Origin of the sequence: Kribbella sp. NBC_00382 (assembly GCF_036067295.1) — a bacterium.
GTDB lineage: Bacteria > Actinomycetota > Actinomycetes > Propionibacteriales > Kribbellaceae > Kribbella.
Genome location: NZ_CP107954.1, coordinates 1,715,884 through 1,735,940, shown reverse-complemented (window position 1 = coordinate 1,735,940; position 20,057 = coordinate 1,715,884). Strand labels below are relative to the sequence as shown.

Sequence of the window (20,057 nt, the reverse complement as noted above, 5' to 3'; positions counted from 1 at the left end):
GCTCCCTTCTCCAGGGACTGGTCGTGCCCTTGACCCAGCCCGCGCAGTTCGGCAGGGTGGCACTGGTAATCATGCATCATGCACGATTCCAGCCCGACCAGCCAGCCGGAGGCGGAAACGATGCTCAGGTTCGACGAGATCGGCGTACTACCCGAGCCGGGGGACAACGTCGCCATCTCCTCGCGCCGCCTCGAGGCCGGTACCGTCATCGATTTCTCCGGTACGCCGGTGACGCTGCCGCACACCGTGCTCGAAGGCCACCGCTTCGTCACCCGCCCGGTCGCCACCGGCGAGCCGCTGCTCTCCTGGCACACCCCGTTCGCCCGGGCCCTCCGCGACCTGGAGATCGGCGACTACGTCTGTACGCCGACCAGCCTCGCGGCCGTGGCTGCCAGAGGAGTCGAAGGCCTCCCCGCCGAGCCCAGCGCCAAGAACGAGCCACTCGACCCGTACGAGCTCGACGAGTCGGCGCTCAACCTCGGCCGCCAGGTCACCTCCGTCGAGCAACCCGGTACCTTCCTCGGCTACCCGCGAGAGCAGGGGCCGGCCGGTACGCGCAATCACGTAGTACTGATGGCGACGAGTTCGCGGAGCAGCGGATTCGTCACGGAGCTCGCCAAGCGGTTCGACCAAGGCGAGGGATTCGTAGTACCGGTTGCTCATACCGAAGGCGGCGAGGACGGGACGCCGAACAATCTGTCGTTCCTGCTGGCCACCTTGGCGGGATTCGCGCTCAACCCCAATGTCGGCGCGGTGCTGATCGTCGACACCGACGGCGAACTCGTCTCCGGGCAGGCGATCAAGGACTTCATGGCCGAGCGGGGGTATCCGCCGATCCGGGTACCGCATGCATACTTCACCAGGAAGGCCGGGTTCGAGACGGATCTCACGGCCGCCGGGCAGTTGGTGGAGCCGTGGTTGCCGATCGTTGCCGCGCAGGAGAGGCAGGAGGTTCCGCTCGCGGATCTGTGGATCGGCTTGCAGTGTGGAGGATCCGACGCGTTCTCCGGTGTCAGCGCGAACCCGTTGTCAGGTGCGGTCGCCCGCGAGGTGATCCGGCACGGCGGCATCGCAGTACTGGCTGAGACCGACGAACTGATCGGTGCCGAAGGCTACGTTCTCAAGAACGTCAGAGACTTGCCGACGGCAAGGAAATTTCTCAGAACCGTCCAATCGTTCAAGGAACGAGTCGGCTGGCACGGGCACACCGCCGAAGGCAATCCGTCCGGTGGCAACGTCTATCGAGGCCTCTACAACATCGTCCTCAAGTCCGTCGGCGCCGCCCGCAAACTGGATCGCGACGTCCGCCTGGATCACGTCATCGACTATGCCGAACGCATGCCCGGCCACGGTTTCGTCTTCATGGACAGCCCCGGCAACGACCTGGAGTCCGTCGCCGGCCAGGTCGCCAGCGGCTGCAACCTGATCTTCTTCACCACCGGCAACGGCTCGATCACCAACTTCCCCTTCGTCCCCACCATCAAGTTCGTCACCACAACCACCCGGTACAACCTGCTAGCAGCCGAAATGGACGTAGATGCCGGCCGCTACCTCACCGGTACGCCGATGGCCGACCTCACCACCGAAACCCTCGACCTGACCATCCGAGTCGCATCCGGCGAACCCTCCGCCGGCGAACAAGCCGGCCACAGCCAAGTCTCCATTTGGCGCAACTGGCGCCAAACCGCCCCCCGCCCCGGCATCTCCATCACCCCCGACGGCCGCACCACCCGCAACCTCAAAGACCTTCCCACCGAAGCCCGAGACGCCCCGCTACCAGGCACCCCGCTGAAGCTCGCCGGCTACGCCGGCTCGCAGGAGGGTGGGGAGGAGAGCGCCTCCGCCCCCGAACCGCCTGCCTCCGGCGGTGCTCTCGCCTCCCCCGCCCTCGCGCCGCTAGGCGCGGTTCGGTTGTTGCGGGTTGATGATCGGGTGGTTCCCGAGGCTGTTGGGCTCATCTTGCCGACCAGTCTGTGCTCCGGGCAGATTGCCTTGCGGCTGGCAGGGCAAGGGGAGTTGGAGGGGTGGGCGGGGGATGCGGTGACTCGGATGGTGGCGTTGCCTCATACCGAGGGCTGTGGATCGAGTGGTGGTGCGTCCGAGGAGACCTTCGCGCGGACGATGCTCGGGTATCTCCTGCACCCCAACACCCGGATGGCGTTGCTGCTTGAGCATGGGTGCGAGAAGACGCATAACGACTACTTCCGGTCGCGGCTGGTGGAGGCTGGGGCTGATCCGTCGCGGTTCGGGTGGGCGAGTATTCAGGCCGACGGCGGGCTCGACGCAGTCACCGCCAGAGTCCGCGACTGGTTCGGCAGCTTCAACCTCCCCGCACCGGAAGAAGTACAGAGCACCCTCGCTGAGCTCACCGTCGCCCTCGAGGCTCGCGGACCGCTCACCCCGGAAACAGCGAAAGCCCTCGCGCTAACAGGCCGTGAGATCGTCACAGCCGGCGGGTCGGTAGTCCTCTCGTCGCGAGGCGCACTCCTCAACGACGAGAGATTCCGGTACGCCGCCTTCGGCTCGCACGAACTGGTCGGCCCGACGATCGCCCACGGCCAGCGGTTCGCCGCGAAGGGCTGGCACGTGATGCGGATGCCCGGCACCGACTGGATGGAGACCGTCACCGGCTTCGGCGCCGGCGGTGTCCAGCAAGTACTCGCACATGTTGCCAGCGGCACCTTGTCGGCCCAGCGCTTCGTCCCCGTCATCGAGTTCAGCAGCGACCCGGAGACGGTCGCACAGTACGGCGACGACCTGGATGCAGTTGCCTCAGGCGACGCAAGCGAACAGGCGGCGGTCGCACTCGAGACCCTGGCCGCGGTAGCGAGCAGACAACAGGTACCGAAGGCGGTTGCGTCCGGCAACGTCGGTTTCCAGATCACCCGCGGCCTCCTCGGCACCTCGATGTGACCCCAACAAGCCAGAAAGGTCGAACCACATGCACTTGGTCCGGTACCTGCTCCCTGGACAACGACCCCAAGTCGGAGTCCGAACCGGTGACACAGTGGCACCGGTTCACGGGGTCGCCACGATGGCGGAGCTCCTGCGCCTGAGCGCGGACGAGCTCCGCACAGCGACCGACCACCAAGGGGACGGCGTACCGGTGGCCGACGTAAAGCTCCTGCCACCGCTCGACGGCCGAGGCGAAGTGTGGTGCGCAGGTGTCACGTACGAGCGATCCCGCGGCGCCCGGATGGAGGAGAGCACGGAGCAGTCCGTCTACGACCGCGTGTACTCCGCGCCGCGCCCCGAGCTCTTCCCCAAGTCGCCCGCATGGCGACTCGTCACCGACGGCGAGGAGATCGGTATCCGGGAAGACTCCGGTCACGACGTACCGGAGCCCGAGCTCGCGATCGTCGCCAACAGCCGGGGCGAGATCGTCGGCTTCACGATCTGCAACGACGTGAGCTCCCGCTCGATCGAGGGCGAGAATCCGCTCTACATCCCGCAGGCCAAGGTCTTCGCCGGCGGCTGCGCCCTGGCGACCGGGATCCGCCCCGCCTGGGAGGTCGCGGACCCCAGGAACCTGACCATCGACCTCGTCATCCGCCGTGACGGCGCCGACGTCTTCACCGGTACGACGTCGACGAAACAGCTCGTCCGTGAGTTGCAGGACCTGATCGACGTACTGTTCGCGGCCAATGAATTCCCCGACGGCGTGATCCTCGCGACCGGTACCGGAATCGTGCCCGAACTGGACTTCGCGCTGCGCCCCGGTGACCAGGTAGTGATCTCGATCAGCGAGGTCGGGACGCTGACGAATACGGTGGCAGTCGGCCGGGAACCATTCGCCTTCCTGGCAGCGCACACTCTGGAGGAGACCCGATGACGCCCGACACCACCCCCGCCGAGCTCGAGCAGGCCCTGAGCGACGCGGCGGCCGCGGCCGGTCCGCTCGCTGCCTCGGAGCCCGCAGTACGGGCCGAGTGGATCCGCGCGGTCGCCGATGCCCTGGACGCCGCCGCGGACGAGCTGGTGCCGATCGCGATGCGCGAGTCGTCGCTGCCCGAGCCCCGGCTGCGGGGAGAGGTCGCCCGCAGTAGCGGCCAGTTGCGGATGTTCGCGGACGCGCTCGCCGAGGGGTCGTTGCTCGAGATCATCATCGACACCGCTGACCCGCAGGCCAAGCCGGTACCACGTCCCGATCTGCGTCGGGTGCTGGTCCCGCTCGGGCCGGTACTGGTGTTTGCTGCCAGCAACTTCCCGTTCGCGTTCAGTGTCTGCGGCGGCGACACCGCATCGGCGCTGGCGGCCGGCTGCCCGGTCGTCGTCAAGGCCCATCCTGGTCACCCGGACCTGTCGGTACGCACGGCCGAGGTGATGATCGAGGCGCTGCGATCCGCTGGTGCGCCGGCTGGGACGCTCGGCTTGATCCAGGGGTACGACGTCGGCGTGACCGCGTTGAAGGACGTGCGGATCACGGCCGCTGGGTTCACCGGTTCGGTGCCCGCAGGCAAGGCGCTGCATGAGATCGCGGTGACGAGGCCGGAGCCGATCCCGTTCTACGGCGAGCTCGGCAGCCTCAATCCGGTTTTCGTCACCCAGGCCGCTATCGATGCCCGTGGCAACGAGATTGCGGCGGGTTATGTCGGGTCGTTCACCCTTGGAGTAGGGCAGTTCTGTACCAAGCCTGGCCTGCTCTTCCTGCCCGCCGGCCACGGTCTCGAGGACAAGTTGATCGAGGCAACCGGTGGCGTCGCCGAAGCGCCGATGCTGAACGACCGGATCGCGTCCGGCTTCTCGTCCGGCCTCGACCGGCTACGCAAGGTCGACGGCCTCCGGGTACTGATCGACGGTCCCGCGACCCTGCTCGGTACGACGGTCGCCGAGCTGCTCGAACAGCGCGAGGAGATCCTCGAGGAGTGCTTCGGCCCGGTCTCGATCGTCGTCGAGTACTCATCCGTCGATGAACTGACCGCGGCCATCGAGGCCTTCGAGGGCAACCTCACCGCAACCCTCCATGCTGAAGACGCAGACACCGAGCTGGCCCGCAACCTGCTCCCGCTCCTCACTGCCCGGGCAGGCCGAGTCCTCTGGAACGGCTGGCCGACTGGCGTAGCCGTTTCCTGGGCCCAGCACCACGGCGGACCCTTCCCGTCCACCGTCGGCTCCATCCACACCAGCGTCGGCGTCACCGCTGCCCGCCGCTTCCAACGCCCGGTCGCCTACCAAGACACCCCCGACGCCGTCCTCCCCGAGGTGCTGCGAGACGCCAACCCCGCCGACATCCCGCGCCGCATCAACGGCACCATCAGCACCGCCGAAGTACCCCGCTAACCACCCCGCACTCCGACAACCGCGGAGGTTCCCCTTGAGCGACAAGCCGATTGACCAAGACCTTCCCCCGGTCGCTGACCCGCAGCAACCGCCCGAAGCCGCCGGTGTCCAGCACACAGGACGCCGGAGCTTCGATCACTGGTTCGGGGAGAAGGACCGCAACGGCTTCATCCACCGGTCGTGGATGCGGGCTCAAGGGTTCTCCGATGAGGTCTTCGACGGCCGGCCGGTCATCGGGATCTGCAACACCTGGTCGGAGCTGACGCCTTGCAACGCGCACCTGCGCCGCCTGGCCGAGTCGGTCAAGCGGGGTGTGTGGCAGGCCGGTGGTTTCCCGCTCGAGTTTCCGGTGATGTCGCTCGGCGAGACGATGTTGCGGCCGACCGCGATGCTGTTCCGCAACCTGCTCAGCATGGACGTCGAGGAATCGCTGCGCGGCAACCCGCTCGACGGTGCCGTACTGCTGACAGGCTGCGACAAGACCACCCCCGGCTCGATCATGGGCGCGGCCTCGGTCGACCTGCCGACGCTGGTGGTGACCGGCGGCCCGATGCTGAACGGCAAGTTCCGCGGCTGCGACATCGGCTCCGGTACTGCGGTGTGGCGGTTCACCCAGGACGTCAATGCCGGCCGGATGACGCAGGAGGACTACGCCGCCGCCGAGTCGGGCATGTCGCGGAGCAACGGCCACTGCATGACGATGGGCACCGCGTCCACGATGGCCTGTATGGCCGAAGCGCTCGGTCTCCAGCTGACCGGGTCGGCCGCGATCCCCGCCGTCGACTCCCGCCGGTACGCGATCGCTCAGCAGGCCGGTCAGCGGATCGTGCAGATGGTCGAGGAAGACCTCAAGCCGAGCGACATTCTGACCCGTGATGCGTTCGCTAACGCAGTACGGGCGAATGCTGCGATCGGTGGTTCGACCAACGCGGTGATCCATCTGCTCGCGATCGCCGGTCGTGTGGGGGTCGACCTGACGCTGGACGATATGGATGAGTGGGCGCGCGGCGTACCGTGGCTGGTCGATCTGCAGCCGTCGGGGAAGTACCTGATGGAGGACTTCTACTACGCCGGCGGGCTGCCCGCCGTCATGCGCGAGATCCTGCCGCTGCTGAAGGCGGACGCGATCACGGTCACCGGCAAGACGATCGGCGAGAACGTTGCGAATACCGAGCGCACGGTCGATACCGACGTGATCCGGGCCGTCGGCAACCCGCTCGGCAGCGGCGCCGGAACCGCAGTACTGAGAGGGAATCTGGCCCCGGACGGTGCCGTCGTCAAGCAGTCCGCGGCGTCCGAGAGGTTGTTGCAGCATCGCGGTAAGGCGCTCGTGTTCAGCAGCATCGAGGAGTACGACCTCGCCGTCGACGACATGGACCTGGATGTCGACGCGGACACGGTCCTCGTGCTCCAGAACGCCGGCCCACGCGGCTATCCCGGCATGCCCGAGGTCGGCAACATGACGATCCCGCGCAAGCTCGCCGAACAAGGCATCGACGACATGGTCCGCATCTCGGATGCCCGGATGAGCGGCACGGCTTACGGAACAGTCGTCCTCCACGTGGCGCCCGAAGCAGCCGTAGGCGGCCCGCTCGCTCTGGTCCAAACCGGCGACTGGATCGAACTCGACGTCCCCGCCCGTACCCTCCACCTTGACGTCTCCGACGAAGAACTCGCAACCCGCCGAGCCAACTGGAAGGCATCCCCACCCCCATCGGTACGCGCCGACCGAGGCTGGGCCCGCCTCTACGTAGACCACGTAACCCAGGCCAACCTAGGCTGCGACCTAGACTTCCTCATAGGCCGAACCGGCTCCTCAGTAGCCCGCCAGAGCCACTAATGCCAACCCCACCCACGCCACCCGAGCCGCCCGCCTCACCACCATCTGCCGCGGCTGGATTGTGGGGACCGTTCGAAGCTGTCCGCGGCTTGAGGCCGACTGGCGTGCTTCCGCAGGTCACTCCCATTCGACGGATCCTCCACGACGTGCCCACCGAAGACGACCCGTACGCCGCCGCACAAGCAGCACTCGAACCGTTGGCGACCGCGATCCGACCTGGTGATCGGATTGCGGTGACAGCGGGGAGTCGGGGGATCCACGACCTGGTGACGGTAGTGAAGGCGGCCGTCGACTGGTTGCGGGCGAAGGGCGCGGAGCCTTTCGTAGTACCGGCGATGGGATCGCACGGTGGTGCGACCGCAGACGGCCAGCGTGAGATGCTCGAAGGCCTCGGCGTCACCCCGGAGTCGGTCGGCTGCCCGATCGAGGCGACCATGGAGACGGTTGTCCTGGGCAACCTGCCGGACGGTACGCCGGTACACCACGATGCCCTGGCCGCCAAGGCCGACGGCGTCCTCCTCATCAACCGCGTGAAACCGCATACCGACTTCCACGGCCCGGTCGAGAGCGGCCTGGCCAAGATCCTCGCCATCGGACTCGGAAACCACCAGGGCGCCGCCGCCCTCCACGCCGGCGGCATCCCCCTCCTCGGCTCCTCCATCGAAGCAGCCGCCCGAACGATAGTTGCATCTGGCAAGATCCTGGGCGGCCTGGCGATCATCGAGAACGCCTACGAGAAGACCGCCGCCGTCGAGCTGGTAGTTGCCGACGGCATCGCGGGCGCAGCCGAGAACGCCTTGCTGCAGCGAGCAGGCAGCCTGATGGCCAGACTGCCGTTCGATGACCTGGATGTCCTCGTCGTCGACGAGATGGGCAAGGACAAATCCGGCACCGGGATGGACACCAACGTGCTCGGCCGATGCTGGGTCTACGGCATCCCCGAGTTCGAGTCGCCGTCGATCGCCGCCGTCAGCGTTCACCGGTTGTCGGCGGCATCGCACGGAAACGCCTCCGGACTCGGCCTGGCAGACGTCATCCCGGCATCGATGCTCGAACAGATCGACCTACGAGCCAGCTACGTCAACGCGTTGACCTCCGGCGCAGGCGGAGCACGTCGATCGAGGTTGCCGATGGTGCTGGAGGACGATGCGGCCGCAGTACTAGGCGCGGTGACGATGAGCGGCCGGCGCGACTGGTCCGAGCTACGGCTGGCGAGGATCGCGGACACATTGTCACCGAACGAATTGATGGTGACGCCGGCATTGCTGGCTGAGGTGGGGGAGCGGTTTGATCTGGAGATCACCGGCACAGCGCGAGACCTGACCGACGCGACGGGGTCGCTGACCGGCTGGGGAGAAACATGAACCAGCGGAGAGACGTGAACCGGCGGAGAGACGGGAACCGGGAGAGAGACATGAGCTGGGGAGAGGCATGAATCTGCGAGAGGCTCGGGTGTTGCTCGCCGAGCGTGGGTTGATCACGCCGGCCCAGGACTTCACCTCCACCGGGCGGTTCGGCGACGGAGCGCAGTACCGGGTGGAGATCCCGAGCTGCGAAGGACCCGCGGTGATGCGAACCGTGCTCGACGAGGCGGCGGCGCGCGGTGTCACGGTGCATCGCGTCTCGCAGGGCAGTGGCGTGATGATGCTGACCGATGGCGAGATCGACGAGATGCTTGCCCTCGGCGCCGATCACGATGTCGAGGTCTGCCTCTTCCTCGGCCCGCGTGGCGCTTGGGACATCGGCGGCCAGGCAAAGGTCTCAGCCGCCGTCGGCGGAGTTGCCCGCGGCAATGAGATGGTCGCCGCATCGCTGTGTGACGCATATCGGGCGGTCGAGCTGGGTGTACGCAGCTTGCTGGTCGGCGACCTCGGCGTACTGGAACTCCTTGGACTGTTGAAGAAGGAGGGCGAGCTGCCGGCCGACCTCGTACTGAAGACGTCCGTACTGATGCCGTTGCCTAACGCATCGACCGCTGCGCTCTACGAACGGCTCGGCGCGACCAGCCTCAACGTATCGACGGACCTCCCGATCAACGTCCTCGCCGAGATCCGCGCGGTGACGACCGTACCGATCGACATGTACATCGAGGTCCCAGACGACCAAGGCGGGCACGTGCGGTTCTACGACGTACCGGACGTGGTCCGCGTCGCGGCACCGGTCTACCTGAAGATGGGTTTGCGGAACGCGCCGAACATCTACCCGGTCGGCGCTCACCTGGCCGCGACGGCCGAGGCGCTCGGGCGCGAACGGGTTCGCCGGGCCGAACTGATTCTGCGACTGCTGGCCGAACAGGATGAGGAATGAGCTCTGACTTGCTGATCGCGCGGCTGCGCGCCGCGTTGGGGGAGAAGGCGGTCGTCACCGACCCCGACGTACTGGACAGCCATCGCAATGACCACGCGACCTTCTGCGAGGCCGGGGTTCCCGCCGTGCTCGTGCGGCCTTCGTCCACCGCCGAGGTGCAGGAGGTACTGCGTGCGGCGGGGGAGTACGGCGTACCGGTCGTGCCGCAAGGTGCGCGGACCGGGCTGTCCGGTGCGGCGAACGCACTCGACGGTTGCCTGCTGTTGTCGACCTCTCGGCTCAACCGGATCCTGGAGATCTCGGTCGAGGACCAAGTCGCCGTCGTCCAGCCCGGAGTCGTGAACGCCGAGCTCTCGCGGGCCGTGCTGGCACAGGGGCTGTTCTACCCGCCGGACCCGTCGTCGTGGGAGATGTCCACGATCGGTGGCAACATCGCGACCAACGCGGGTGGCCTGTGCTGCGTGAAGTACGGCGTGACTGGCGACTTCGTGCGCGGCCTGGAGGTCGTGCTCGCGTCCGGTGAGGTGGTACGAACCGGTCGGCGGACGGCGAAGGGAGTCGCGGGCTACGACCTGACCTCGTTGATCGTCGGATCAGAGGGGACGCTCGGCGTCGTCACCGAGGCGACGCTGGCACTCCGCCCGGAGCCGGAGGCGGCATTGACCGCGGCCGCGACCTTCCTGTCGATCGAGGCGGGCATCGCCGCGGCTGCTGCCGTGATGGCTTCGGGGTTGCGGCCCTCGCTGCTCGAGTTCCTCGACGGGCCGACGGCGCGGGCGATCCAGGACTACCGCGACATGGGACTGCCGGCCGATGTGGGTTCGCTGCTGATCGCGCAGTCGGATCGTGGTCCGCGGGCGGCGGAGGATGTGGCCGCGATCGCGCGGATCTGCACGGAGTACGGGGCCGTCGAGGTGGCCGAGGCCTCCGATGCGGAGGAGTCCAGGATGTTGCTGGAGGCCCGCAGATTGGTGAATCCGGCGCTGGAGCCGCTTGGTGCGACGTTGATCGACGACGTCGCGGTGCCACGCAGCAAGCTGGTGGCGCTGCTGCAGGGGATCGCGGAGATCGGTACGAAGTACGAGGTGCTGATTTGTTGCCCTGGGCATGTAGGTGACGGCAACATGCACCCGACCGTCGTCTTCGACCGCGACGACCCCGCCGCCGAAGCCCGTGCTCTGGAAGCCTTCGGCGCCGTGATGAACCTAGGTCTGTCGCTGGGCGGCACCATCACCGGCGAACACGGCATCGGCAAACTCAAGTCCCGCTGGCTGGCCCAAGAACTAGGCCCAGTCGGCCTAGCTCTCCAACGCAACCTCAAGTCGGTCTTCGACCCGCACAACCTGCTCAACCCCGACAAGCTCTTCCTCTGAAACGCCTGTACGCCGGTCGATGCGACCGGCGTACAGGAATTCTGCTACTCCTCGACCGAGACGACTCGGACCCAGTCGGCGCAGTCTGCTTCACACCACACGTGATCGCCCGCGTGGGCGATCCGATCGCGCTGAACGTGCCCGCAGGCAAGGCTCACCCGACGCAGGGCGTGACCCTGCTGGACCGGAGCACCGGTCCTACCGCCGGGAATCTTCCTCCGCTTGTTTCTGAGGTCGGCCATAGCCGGTCCTCCTCTCTGACTAGTTGTTGTTTCCCTTGCTGGGAGTGCAGGAGACAGGATTCGAACCTGCTCAGAATGAACAACGGGTCTACAGCCCGCCCCACCTCTCCCACGGTGGCGCTCCTGCTCGGTGTTCTTGCGGTGAGAGTGAGATTCGAACTCACGGACGGGCCGGAGCCCGTCGACGGTTTAGCAAACCGCTGCCCTTGCCATCAGGCGGACCTCACCTCGGCCCGGTCGCCGTGCCCCCACGGCGACCAGGCTCTCCGAGGCCACCGGCCAATCCGGTGGCAAGACTTGATTACTTCTGAAGGGCGCCGATCGGCGCGATGGTGTCGCCCGACTTCGGGCACTGCCAGGACGGCCGGCCTGAGGTCAGTACCGGCGTGAGCGGATGTGATGCGGGGTGCTCCGGGCACTCCGGCCAGGTGACCGGGAGCTCGAGTCGCAGGAGCTCCTCGAAGACGAACTCCTGGACCTGGTCGGCGACCTGGAGCAACCGCTCGTCGTCCGTCAGCGCGAGCGGCGCCAGCAGTCCGGTCGACCAGTGCTGACCGGACAACAGCAGTACCGACTCGTACCCAGGATCGCTGGTCGCCGGCTCCTCGGAGATCCGCAGCTTGATCCCACCGGTGTTCCGAAGGTCCCGGACCACCGCGTCCAGGGCACTGGCAAGCGACATGCTGAATCCTCCTGAGTATGCCGATCCGCCCGCCGTGTCCCCTGAACACGGCGGACAGGATCAGCCCTTGACGCAGATGACCTGCTTGAGGTGGGCAACGACCTCCACCAGATCGGACTGGGCCGCGATCACCGACTCGATGTCCTTGTACGCCGCCGGCAGCTCGTCCAGTACGCCGGCGTCCTTGCGGGACTCCACCCCGGCGGTCTGGGCGATCAGGTCGTCGACCGTGTAGCGGCGCTTCGCCTCGTTGCGGCTCATTCGCCGGCCTGCCCCGTGCGAGGCCGAGTAGAACGACTGCTCCGAACCGAGCCCGCGAACGACGTACGAGCCCGTCCCCATCGAGCCCGGGATCAGACCGAGGTCACCCAACCCGGCCCGGATCGCGCCCTTACGCGTGACGAGCAGATCGAGGTCGTCGATCGTCTCCTCCGCCACGTAGTTGTGGTGGCACGAGATCGGCTTCTCGAACGTGATCTCCTGCTCGAACGACTCCCGAACCGCCTGCATCACCAGGGCGAGCATGACCGCACGGTTGCGCGAGGCGTACTCCTGCGCCCAGGTGAGGTCCTGACGGTAGGCGTCCATCTCCGGCGTACCGGCCAGGAAGACCGCCAGGTCGCGGTCCGGCAGGTCGGCGTTGTGCGGCATCGCCTTCGCGATCCGCATGTGCCGCTCGGCCAGCTCCTTGCCGATGTTGCGCGAACCCGAATGCAGCATCAGCCAGACCCGGTCGTCATCGTCGAGGCAGACCTCGATGAAGTGGTTGCCGCCACCCAGCGACCCCATCTGCTGATGTGCCTTCTTCTCGCGATCCTGTACGCCGTCGTGCAGGCTCGAGAACGAACCCCAGAACCGGTCCCACCCGCGATCGAGCCCGAGCTTCCGCACGCTGACCGGGTACTCGTGCGCCCGGAAACCGACCGGTACCGCCGCCTCGATCCGCGACCGGATGCCGGCCAGGTCGTCCGGCAGGTCCGAAGCGGTCAGCGAGGTGAGCACGCCTTCCATGCCACACCCGATGTCGACCCCGACCGCGGCCGGCGACACCGCCTGGTACATCGCAATGACCGACCCGACGGTCGCACCCTTGCCCAGGTGCACATCCGGCATCACCCGGACGCCGTGCACCCACGGCAGCGCAGCGATGTTCCGTAGCTGCTGCAGCGCCTGCGCCCCGACCTCATGCTCCTGCGCCCACATCAGAGTGGAGCTCTTCGCCCCACTCAGCTCAACCGGGTACTGAACGTTCATCTCCACTCCTCTACTTGGTCTGCTTGTTTTTCGGCATGCCGAAGCTGCCAGGGCAGGGCTCGAACCTGCGGGACCTCGGGTCAGAACCGAGGGTGGGATGCCGTCACCCACCTGGCACCGCTCTGACGCGGCACCGGTCGGTACTACGTCAGAGTGCTAACTCAGCACGCGAGGGGATCCACGGCTGCCACAGCAGCGGCATACCGGCTTCCTCGGGCGTGCGGCAGCCCTTCTTCTCGTTGCAGCGTGCGTGCGCGGCGACGGCGTTCAGCCACTCGCCACGGCCGCCACGGGACCGCGGTACGACGTGATCCATCGTGGTGGCGCCCGCCTGGCCGCAGTACGCACAGCGGTGCTTGTCACGCTTCAGTACGCCGGCCCGGGTGTACTGCAGTCGGCCGGACGCGTAGCGCCACTTGGTCACGACGTACCGGACCAGGCGCAGTACGCGGGGGAAGGGGAACGGGCCGATGCTGGCGCCGTCGTGCGCCTCCTCGACGACCGCGACCTCCCGGACGAGCATCCGGATGGCGTGCTGGACCGACACGACGTGGAGCTGCTCATATGAGGCGTTGAGCACTATGACACCGCTCATGCTTGGTTCCTCCTCTCCTCCAGTGTGCCCGACAGGTAGTTGCCGGGACGGCTCTATCGGTGCGGCTTGGGTGGTACTACTTGGTGCGGCTCCAGGGATTCGAACCCTGAACCTCCTGGTCCTAAGCCAGGCGCCTCTGCCAATTGGGCTAGAGCCGCTGGGTACGCCCGGCAGGATTCGAACCTGCAACCTCCTGCTTCGTAGGCAGGTGCCCTCTCCAGTTGAGCCACGGGCGTTCACCGGCCCTGCGCCGGAGTGTTCGGATTTCCGGCGCAGGGCGCGTGAGTGGGCGGCGGTGGCGGTTCGGAGCCTCCTCCGATCGCGGCCGACGTCCCAGGGTTCGGCGCTCGCTCGGCCGGTAGCTGAGCTTTCTGCGTGCGCCCGGTCGAGCTGGAGGGACTCGAACCCCCGATCCCCTCATCCCAAATGAGGTGGCCTGGCCGCTGGCCTACAGCTCGCATATTGCTAAATGGCATATCCAGTTGTCAATAATTCGAATTGCCTGCCCGTGGGCAGCAGAAAGCGCATTCTTTGGTGCTGTCTGGTGAAAACAAAAGAGCCGCCTAGATCCGGGCTCTCCCGGTCTGGCGGCTCCTGACTGATGCTGGATGATCAGTCAGGTGGACCGCCGTACGCCGGGCTCAGGCGCCCTGCGAGCTGGTGGATATCGGCATACCGCAGCACCGATCGCAGGCAAGCAGGCATGACGTTGCGCTCTTCACGCCACGCCTTCCTGAACTCTTGCTTGCCGCTCACGTGCTTCTCCTAGTCTGTTCGGTCCTTGCGGGCATTAGTTTCACCCATCCCATCAACCCAAGTCAATGCATTTCCCCCACCATCTATTCCCCGGCATTTCCATCACCTTCCGGTACGCCGCTACGACGCCGCCCTTCCGCCTCCGGTTCCCCACCTCGCCGCACCCGTCCCGGCCCCGCCCCCGGCCCGCCGACACCACCCAGCTCACCCCCACCCCGGTATCCGATTCGGAATCAGCCCGCCATCCCGCTACACTCTTGCATCGGCCCCCGGGCCACGCCGCCTTAGCTCAGTCGGCAGAGCGTCTCACTCGTAATGAGAAGGTCGTCGGTTCGATTCCGACAGGCGGCTCCACCCAAACCCCCAGGTCAGAGGCCACTCCCTCCGCCCGGGGGTTCTGTCATTCCCAGGATTTTTGTCCCCACGCGGCCCACTGCGCTGAGTCGTAGCATGGCGCGATGGTGTTTGCTGCTGGTCGGTCGATCGCTCGTCGCGATGTCCATCTCAACGGGATGATCGCTGCGGTGCAGACCGCGCGCGTCGTGCGTGACGACGCGGAGGCGTTGGTCACCTGGACTGCGGCCGGATCGGACTGCATGTTGCGTGGTACTCGGGACGGCGCGTTGATCCGGAAGATGTCGCTGGCGGAGCGGGACCGTACGCCGTCCATGCTCTGGCCGCGGCATTGGGAAGGCCGGCACGTGCTGATCCGTACCGAACCCGAGGCGGACCATTCGGTGTGGTGGTTCTTCGACCTGGAGATGCGGTTCGAGGGCTGGTACGTGAACCTGGAGTCCCCGGTACGCCGCTGGTCGGCCGGTACCGACATCCTCGATCACGCGCTCGACATCGTGGTCGCGCCCGATCGCAGTTGGTCGCTAAAGGACGAGGACGAGCTGGCCGAGCGGATCGATCATCCGGCGTATTGGACGGCGGCCGAGGCGGACCGCATCCGCGCGGCCGGCGAGCGCATCATCGGCGACATCGAGGCCGGCCGGTTCCCGTTCGACGGCCGGTACACGGATTTCCGTCCCGATCCATCGTGGGAACCGGCCGACCTGCCCCCGTACTGGGACGCCGAGGTGGCGTACCGCTGATCCCCAGGCCCAGCGTCGCGACGCGGTCGGCTGATGGGAGACTCACCGGTTCGCGATACCCAGCGGACCTCATCGAGGCAGGGCTCGGGTGATGGCGAAGGGGTCTTCGTCGTCCGGGGTGTCGGAGCGGCCGTCGTGAGAGACGAAGGTCCGCCACTCTGCACGGTGCTCCAGGCCGGGTGTGTTCTCGAGCTCCGGCCATTCACCGGCATGAACGATCTCAGCGGCGGCCCTTACGACGTCCGGGACCGCTATGACAGCGTCTTCGTCGGTGTCGGAGGGCCACGAACGCCGATAAGCATCCCTTCCGGCCCCGACGACGGCGGCCTCGTCAGTGACCGTGAAGTCCCATCGGAACAGGCCGGACAGAACAGGCTCCGGTCCCGCAGGCTCCCTCGCGTTGTCCTCATCGTCGGAATCTTCGATGTCCGTGAGGCTCAACGGCCAGGAACCGCACCAGTCGAACTCGGACTCGCTGAATGCCTCAGCGGCCTTCTCAAGTGCCTCGCTCGAGGAAAAGTACGGCCCGAGCTCGCGCTGGCGACCGCTGCGCTCGATCGTCAGCGCGGAGTGCGCCTTGAGCGCGGCGATCAGGTCCTCCGTGCATCGCATGTACCGCTCGCGCGCTGCATCCGACCACTGGGTCTCTTCGCCGGCGTCGTCCATGGATCGAAGGCTAACTGCGGCACCTGCCGAGGGCGGTAGAGAACCGGAAAGAAACCGTAAACCTCCTACGGCAGAGTCTGGGGCAGACGGAAGATGACTCTGGGAGGACACACAGATGAGCAAGCTGATTGCGGAACGGGCCCGGCATGGGATCGTCGAGCACACTCGGCGGCTGGCGGAATCGGCTGTTGCGGCGGGACCTGACGCGGTTGTGCCGACGGCGCCGGAGTGGACGGTTGCCGAGCTGGTCGAGCACGTTGGGCAGACTCAGCACTGGGTTGCGGAGATCATCGAGCGGCGGATCGTCGATCCCACTCAACTGCCCACTGAGATGGCGGTACTTCCCGCCGATCCCGGCGAGTGGCAGGCGTGGCTGTCGGAGTCGGCGCAGCGAGTCGCGGGCGCATGCTCCGACGATGCGCTCGAGGCGCCGGTGTTCAACGCCGCGGGCGACGAGCGGTCGGGTACGGAGTTCTGGATGACCAGCATGCTCAACGAGTCGGTCGTCCACGGCTTCGACGCAGCCAACGCGGCCAGCACAGCGACCGGCACAGCCAATGCGGCCGGCATAACCGCCGGTACCGACGTTGACGCCGACATTGCGGGTGCGCTCATCAGCAATCACCTCGCGATGCTGACCTCGCCTACCTGGGAGATGCGGCGACCCGAGTCGGCTCATGCTCTGCGCGGTACCGGGCAAACGCTGCAGTGGGTGGCCACTGATGCTGAGGGTGACGCGGGCGCGTGGTTCGTCGAGCGGCGGCCCGACGGGGCAACCTGGCGGCCTGGCGTCCACCAGGCCGATGTGACGATCACCGGCCCGGCAGGAGCGCTGTTGCTGACCATGACCCGGCGGCTCCCGCTCGCCGACCGTGAAGCCGTCGGTATCACCATCGACGGTGATACCGAGCTCGCCCAGCACTGGCTCGACAGCACCGCCCACGTCGCCGGCTGACCGACGCCTGAGCTACCGAAAAGCGCCCCGGTGCAGGTACCGGGGCGCTTTGGGGTGTCAGCCGTGGAACTGGGCGGCGACCTTCGTGAAGGCGTAGGCGCTCTGCGAGATCCCGCTGCAGTCGGAGCCTGCGTCGCCGCCGCTGCCGCACTGACGGTCGCGGTTGATGGCCCAGTAGGTGAACCGCGCCAGGTGGTGCTGCTGCGCGTAGCCGAGCATCGCCTGGTAGTCGGACAGCCGGACGGTCTCGCCGTCGTCGGTCTTGCCATTCATCGACGAGATGCCCATGTGCCGGTACGCCGTGTCGTCGCTCCAGCCGTAAGCCGTCTTGAGCTTGCCCTTCAGGCCTTCCGAGGCCTTCTGGGTCAACGTGGCCATGTTGGCCGATCCCGCGCCGAAGTCGAACGGCATCAGTACCCAGCCGTCCGGGGTGAAGCCGGAGTTCTTCGCCTTGGTGATCAGGCCGCTGCCCCACGAGTCCGGGCCACTCTGCTCGGTCCCCATGGTGATGTAGATCTTCAGCCCGGAGTTGTTCGCCCGTACCGTCTTCAGGGCATCGACGACGCGCTGCTGGACGGTGTTGTTCTGGAACTCGGTGTTCTCGATGTCGATGTCGATGGCCTTCAGTCCGAAGGCGTTGATCACCTTCTGGTACGCGCCGGCCAGGGCGGAGGCCGACGTGCATCGCACACCGAGCTTGTCGCCGTCCCAGCCGCCGAACGACGGGATGATGTCACCCCCGGCGCCGCGGATGCTGTTGATGACGGACTGGTCGTTGCCGCCGGTGAGATTGCGGTTGCCGTCCCACTTCGGGTTACAGCTGCCGTCGGCCAGTACGAAGGCCATCGTGAACCACTGGTTGCCGGCGGCCTTCATGATGTCGGTCGCCTTCTGCGGGTTGCCCCAGCCGAGGTACAGGTACGGCGCCGCGCCGATGCTGGCGGGGTCAGCCTGTACCGCGCTGGGAGCGGCCTGGGCGGCGGCTGCCGCACCGAGGGCCAGTGAGCCGGCCGCGAGGGCGGCAGTCGTGAACTTGAGCATGCGTGAGCGCATCTCGAACCTCAATCCTTAGGGGCGCTAGGAGTTGGGCCGCACTATGTTAGGAAACTTTCCTATCATTCCCGGACGATCATGACGCGCAGCCCGCATCCGGTCAATATCCGTGACGAGGTTTCCGCTGCCCGTTCGTCATCCTGTACGCGCCGAGCCGGCCGTTCTAACGGGCACGTCGTTCCGCAAGCACCGCTGCTCCCCATCCGGCCGCCGCTCCGATGAGTGCGGCGATGGGGGAGCCGTAGATGGCTGAGTCAGTCCATTCTGAGTGGCCTGCGAGCCGGGACCAGACCACGTTGACGACGACCAGGACGACCACACCGATCGCCGTCCACCAGTTGCATCGCCGATTCTGTGCGGGCGTGGGCATCTCAGGACCCTAGCTGGGTCCAGGCTCAGGGGGTGTTCGTCAGCTCGTGGTTGGGGGATGGATCGATCGGCTGCCTTTGAGGGTGGTCTGTTGAGGGGGTTAGGCGGTCTTGGTCGAGGAGGGTTTCGAGGCGGGAGCGGAGGCGGCGGATGGGGGAGATGGGGTGGTCGGTGGTGGGGAGCGGGGTGGGGGTGGCTCGGGTGTAGCCGGCTAGGCGGTAGCGGCGGTAGGGGTTCACGGGGTTGTGCTGTTCGACGTAGCCGCCGTTGGGGAGGCGGATTACCTTGCCGGACTCGTAGCCGTGGGTGGCGATTTCCAGGTCGCGGTTCTGGAGGCCGATGCAGATGCGGCGGGTCAGGGCCAGGGCGATCGGCGGGCCGAGGACCAGGAGTACCTGGAAGAGGTGGATGAGGGCATTGACCGAGAGGTGGAACTGGACGGCCATCGTGTCTGCGCCGGCCGCGGCCCACAGGGTGCCGTAGAAGACGATGCCGGCGGCGCCGATGCCGGTTCGGATCGGGTTGTTGTGCGGGCGGTCGAGCAGGTTCTGGTCGGTCCGGTCGCCGATGATCCAGTCTTCGATGAACGGGTAGACGGCGAACAGCGCGAGGAACAGCGTGCAGACGGCGACCGGTACCAGGATGGCGAAGCTGATGGTTCTGCCCCACCAGACGACCTCCCACCCGGGCATCAGCCGGAGCGCGCCGTCGAGGAACGCGAGGTACCAGGCTGGGCCGATTCCGGCCGAAGCGTCCGCCGGGTCGGCCGGGCCGTACATCCAGATCGGGTTGATGGTCGCGGTGGCGCCCATCAGCAACGCGACACCGACCACGAAGCTGAACAGGCCGGCGCCCTTGACCACGGCCACCCTCGCCGGACGTCCGACGATGTTGTCGTTCGTACGACCGGGTCCTGGGTACTGCGCTGGGCCGTGCCTGAGTGCGAGGACCGCGCCGGCGATGAAGAGCGCGATGAGTACGGCGGGCAGAACGTACACGTGCAGGGGGTAGAAGCGGGTGATCACGTCGCCCGGGAAGTCCCCGCCGAAGAGCAGGGCGGACAGCTCGGGGCCGACGATCGGGGTGGCCTTCAGGACACCGTCGAGGACGGCGAGGCTCGAGCCCGAGAGCATGTCGTCCGGGAGGGAGGTACCGGTCATGGCAGCGCCCAGCGTGACGACGAGCAGCCCGAAGACGACCAGCCAGCTCAGCCGCCGGGGGCGACGGAATCCGCCGGTGAAGAACAGCCGGAGGAGTTGCAGCATGATCGCTGCGACCATCAGGAGCGCCGCCCAGTGGTGGACCTGGCGTACCAACAGGCCGGCGCGATCCTCGAAGCTGATCGCCAGCGTCGAGTCCAGCGCCCGCGACATCGAGAGGCCGCGAAGGGGCGTGTACGGGCCGTCGTAGACGACTGGGTCGACCGATGGCTCGTACGGCACCATCAGGACGACGCCGCTGATCGTCACGACGACGAAGCTGTAGAACGCGATCTGGCCGAACAGCAACGACCAGTGGTCGGGGAACACCCTTCCCCGCAGGATCCTCAACGAGCGCTCCATCGGCTCGGTCCTCTCGCCATCACAGT

General features: G+C 66.9%; 17 protein-coding genes and 7 tRNA genes. 10 read left to right on the top strand and 14 right to left on the bottom strand.

Annotation, left to right across the window (positions count from 1 at the left end):
• The first annotated feature begins 78 nt into the window (after positions 1-78).
• From OHA70_RS08655 to OHA70_RS08625, 7 genes are all read left to right on the top strand, one after another.
• Positions 79-2,913, top strand: a complete 2,835-nt coding sequence (locus tag OHA70_RS08655; RefSeq protein WP_328330401.1) for a UxaA family hydrolase — start codon at positions 79-81, stop codon at positions 2,911-2,913.
• A gap of 28 nt (positions 2,914-2,941) precedes the next feature.
• Entirely contained in the window at positions 2,942-3,832 is an 891-nt protein-coding gene (locus OHA70_RS08650) for a fumarylacetoacetate hydrolase family protein (RefSeq protein WP_328330399.1), read from the top strand.
• A complete protein-coding gene (locus OHA70_RS08645; RefSeq protein WP_328330397.1) occupies positions 3,829-5,280 on the top strand; it encodes an aldehyde dehydrogenase (NADP(+)) in 1,452 nt (483 codons plus the stop codon). Before OHA70_RS08650 ends, OHA70_RS08645 begins: the two co-directional genes overlap by 4 nt.
• Positions 5,281-5,314: 34 nt before the next feature.
• Complete coding sequence (locus OHA70_RS08640) at positions 5,315-7,120, top strand: IlvD/Edd family dehydratase (RefSeq protein ID WP_328330395.1); 1,806 nt, start codon at positions 5,315-5,317, stop codon at positions 7,118-7,120.
• Between the two features lie 146 nt (positions 7,121-7,266).
• Positions 7,267-8,484: a DUF2088 domain-containing protein gene (locus OHA70_RS08635; protein WP_328330393.1), complete on the top strand. Its 1,218-nt coding sequence runs from the start codon at positions 7,267-7,269 to the stop codon at positions 8,482-8,484.
• Between the two features lie 67 nt (positions 8,485-8,551).
• The gene (locus tag OHA70_RS08630) at positions 8,552-9,427 is read left to right on the top strand and encodes a U32 family peptidase (RefSeq protein ID WP_328330391.1); all 876 of its coding nucleotides are present in this window, start codon (positions 8,552-8,554) and stop codon (positions 9,425-9,427) included.
• Positions 9,424-10,800, top strand: a complete 1,377-nt coding sequence (locus OHA70_RS08625; RefSeq protein WP_328330389.1) for an FAD-binding oxidoreductase — start codon at positions 9,424-9,426, stop codon at positions 10,798-10,800. Before OHA70_RS08630 ends, OHA70_RS08625 begins: the two co-directional genes overlap by 4 nt.
• Before the next feature lie 287 nt (positions 10,801-11,087).
• On the opposite strand, the gene OHA70_RS08620 is transcribed toward OHA70_RS08625, so the two are convergent.
• The 10 genes from OHA70_RS08620 to OHA70_RS08575 all read right to left on the bottom strand — a co-directional run bounded on the left by OHA70_RS08620 (position 11,088) and on the right by OHA70_RS08575 (position 14,329).
• Positions 11,088-11,169, bottom strand: a tRNA-Tyr gene (locus OHA70_RS08620).
• A 12-nt stretch (positions 11,170-11,181) separates the two neighbouring features.
• Positions 11,182-11,270: transfer RNA gene (locus OHA70_RS08615), tRNA-Ser, on the bottom strand.
• Positions 11,271-11,343: 73 nt separating this feature from the next.
• On the bottom strand, positions 11,344-11,724 hold the full coding sequence (locus tag OHA70_RS08610; protein ID WP_328330387.1) for a hypothetical protein: 381 nt from the start codon (positions 11,722-11,724) through the stop codon (positions 11,344-11,346).
• 60 nt (positions 11,725-11,784) lie between these two features.
• Positions 11,785-12,978 (bottom strand): RtcB family protein, encoded by a 1,194-nt coding sequence (locus OHA70_RS08605; RefSeq protein ID WP_442913876.1) that lies wholly within the window; start codon positions 12,976-12,978, stop codon positions 11,785-11,787.
• Positions 12,979-13,022: 44 nt separating this feature from the next.
• Positions 13,023-13,095, bottom strand: a tRNA-Gln gene (locus tag OHA70_RS08600).
• 31 nt (positions 13,096-13,126) lie between these two features.
• Positions 13,127-13,573, bottom strand: coding sequence for an HNH endonuclease (locus OHA70_RS08595; protein WP_328330385.1), 447 nt, complete (start codon positions 13,571-13,573; stop codon positions 13,127-13,129).
• An 81-nt stretch (positions 13,574-13,654) separates the two neighbouring features.
• Positions 13,655-13,731, bottom strand: a tRNA-Leu gene (locus OHA70_RS08590).
• A 4-nt stretch (positions 13,732-13,735) separates the two neighbouring features.
• Positions 13,736-13,809, bottom strand: a tRNA-Arg gene (locus tag OHA70_RS08585).
• Between the two features lie 149 nt (positions 13,810-13,958).
• Positions 13,959-14,031: transfer RNA gene (locus tag OHA70_RS08580), tRNA-Pro, on the bottom strand.
• Between the two features lie 154 nt (positions 14,032-14,185).
• A complete protein-coding gene (locus OHA70_RS08575) occupies positions 14,186-14,329 on the bottom strand; it encodes a hypothetical protein (RefSeq protein WP_328330383.1) in 144 nt (47 codons plus the stop codon).
• A 278-nt stretch (positions 14,330-14,607) separates the two neighbouring features.
• Here OHA70_RS08575 and OHA70_RS08570 point away from each other — a divergent pair.
• Together OHA70_RS08570 and OHA70_RS08565 are read left to right on the top strand one after the other, a co-directional pair.
• Positions 14,608-14,683, top strand: a tRNA-Thr gene (locus tag OHA70_RS08570).
• Positions 14,684-14,787: 104 nt separating this feature from the next.
• Positions 14,788-15,426: a DUF402 domain-containing protein gene (locus OHA70_RS08565; protein ID WP_328330381.1), complete on the top strand. Its 639-nt coding sequence runs from the start codon at positions 14,788-14,790 to the stop codon at positions 15,424-15,426.
• A 69-nt stretch (positions 15,427-15,495) separates the two neighbouring features.
• Here OHA70_RS08565 and OHA70_RS08560 read toward each other — a convergent pair whose 3' ends face one another.
• Entirely contained in the window at positions 15,496-16,092 is a 597-nt protein-coding gene (locus OHA70_RS08560; protein ID WP_328330379.1) for a hypothetical protein, read from the bottom strand.
• 115 nt (positions 16,093-16,207) lie between these two features.
• Here OHA70_RS08560 and OHA70_RS08555 point away from each other — a divergent pair, with 115 nt between their 5' ends.
• Entirely contained in the window at positions 16,208-17,047 is an 840-nt protein-coding gene (locus OHA70_RS08555; protein WP_328330377.1) for a maleylpyruvate isomerase N-terminal domain-containing protein, read from the top strand.
• Positions 17,048-17,104: 57 nt separating this feature from the next.
• Here OHA70_RS08555 and OHA70_RS08550 read toward each other — a convergent pair whose 3' ends face one another.
• From OHA70_RS08550 to qcrB, 3 genes are all read right to left on the bottom strand, one after another.
• Positions 17,105-18,100, bottom strand: a complete 996-nt coding sequence (locus tag OHA70_RS08550; protein ID WP_328330375.1) for a chitinase — start codon at positions 18,098-18,100, stop codon at positions 17,105-17,107.
• Positions 18,101-18,263: 163 nt separating this feature from the next.
• Complete coding sequence (locus OHA70_RS08545; protein ID WP_328330373.1) at positions 18,264-18,470, bottom strand: hypothetical protein; 207 nt, start codon at positions 18,468-18,470, stop codon at positions 18,264-18,266.
• 25 nt (positions 18,471-18,495) lie between these two features.
• Complete coding sequence (qcrB, locus tag OHA70_RS08540; RefSeq protein WP_328330371.1) at positions 18,496-20,031, bottom strand: cytochrome bc1 complex cytochrome b subunit; 1,536 nt, start codon at positions 20,029-20,031, stop codon at positions 18,496-18,498.
• Between the last annotated feature and the right edge of the window lie 26 nt (positions 20,032-20,057).

Excerpts from the sequence above, each read along its gene's own strand:
- OHA70_RS08655 (WP_328330401.1), top strand. The coding sequence starts at position 79 with ATGCACGATTCCAGCCCGACCAGCCAGCCGGAGGCGGAAACGATGCTC.
- OHA70_RS08650 (WP_328330399.1), top strand. The coding sequence starts at position 2,942 with ATGCACTTGGTCCGGTACCTGCTCCCTGGACAACGACCCCAAGTCGGA.
- OHA70_RS08645 (WP_328330397.1), top strand. The coding sequence starts at position 3,829 with ATGACGCCCGACACCACCCCCGCCGAGCTCGAGCAGGCCCTGAGCGAC.
- OHA70_RS08630 (WP_328330391.1), top strand. The coding sequence starts at position 8,552 with ATGAATCTGCGAGAGGCTCGGGTGTTGCTCGCCGAGCGTGGGTTGATC.
- OHA70_RS08625 (WP_328330389.1), top strand. The coding sequence starts at position 9,424 with ATGAGCTCTGACTTGCTGATCGCGCGGCTGCGCGCCGCGTTGGGGGAG.
- OHA70_RS08610 (WP_328330387.1), bottom strand. The coding sequence starts at position 11,724 with ATGTCGCTTGCCAGTGCCCTGGACGCGGTGGTCCGGGACCTTCGGAAC.
- OHA70_RS08605 (WP_442913876.1), bottom strand. The coding sequence starts at position 12,978 with ATGAACGTTCAGTACCCGGTTGAGCTGAGTGGGGCGAAGAGCTCCACT.
- OHA70_RS08595 (WP_328330385.1), bottom strand. The coding sequence starts at position 13,573 with ATGAGCGGTGTCATAGTGCTCAACGCCTCATATGAGCAGCTCCACGTC.
- OHA70_RS08565 (WP_328330381.1), top strand. The coding sequence starts at position 14,788 with ATGGTGTTTGCTGCTGGTCGGTCGATCGCTCGTCGCGATGTCCATCTC.
- OHA70_RS08560 (WP_328330379.1), bottom strand. The coding sequence starts at position 16,092 with ATGGACGACGCCGGCGAAGAGACCCAGTGGTCGGATGCAGCGCGCGAG.
- OHA70_RS08555 (WP_328330377.1), top strand. The coding sequence starts at position 16,208 with ATGAGCAAGCTGATTGCGGAACGGGCCCGGCATGGGATCGTCGAGCAC.
- OHA70_RS08550 (WP_328330375.1), bottom strand. The coding sequence starts at position 18,100 with ATGCGCTCACGCATGCTCAAGTTCACGACTGCCGCCCTCGCGGCCGGC.
- OHA70_RS08545 (WP_328330373.1), bottom strand. The coding sequence starts at position 18,470 with ATGCCCACGCCCGCACAGAATCGGCGATGCAACTGGTGGACGGCGATC.
- qcrB (WP_328330371.1), bottom strand. The coding sequence starts at position 20,031 with ATGGAGCGCTCGTTGAGGATCCTGCGGGGAAGGGTGTTCCCCGACCAC.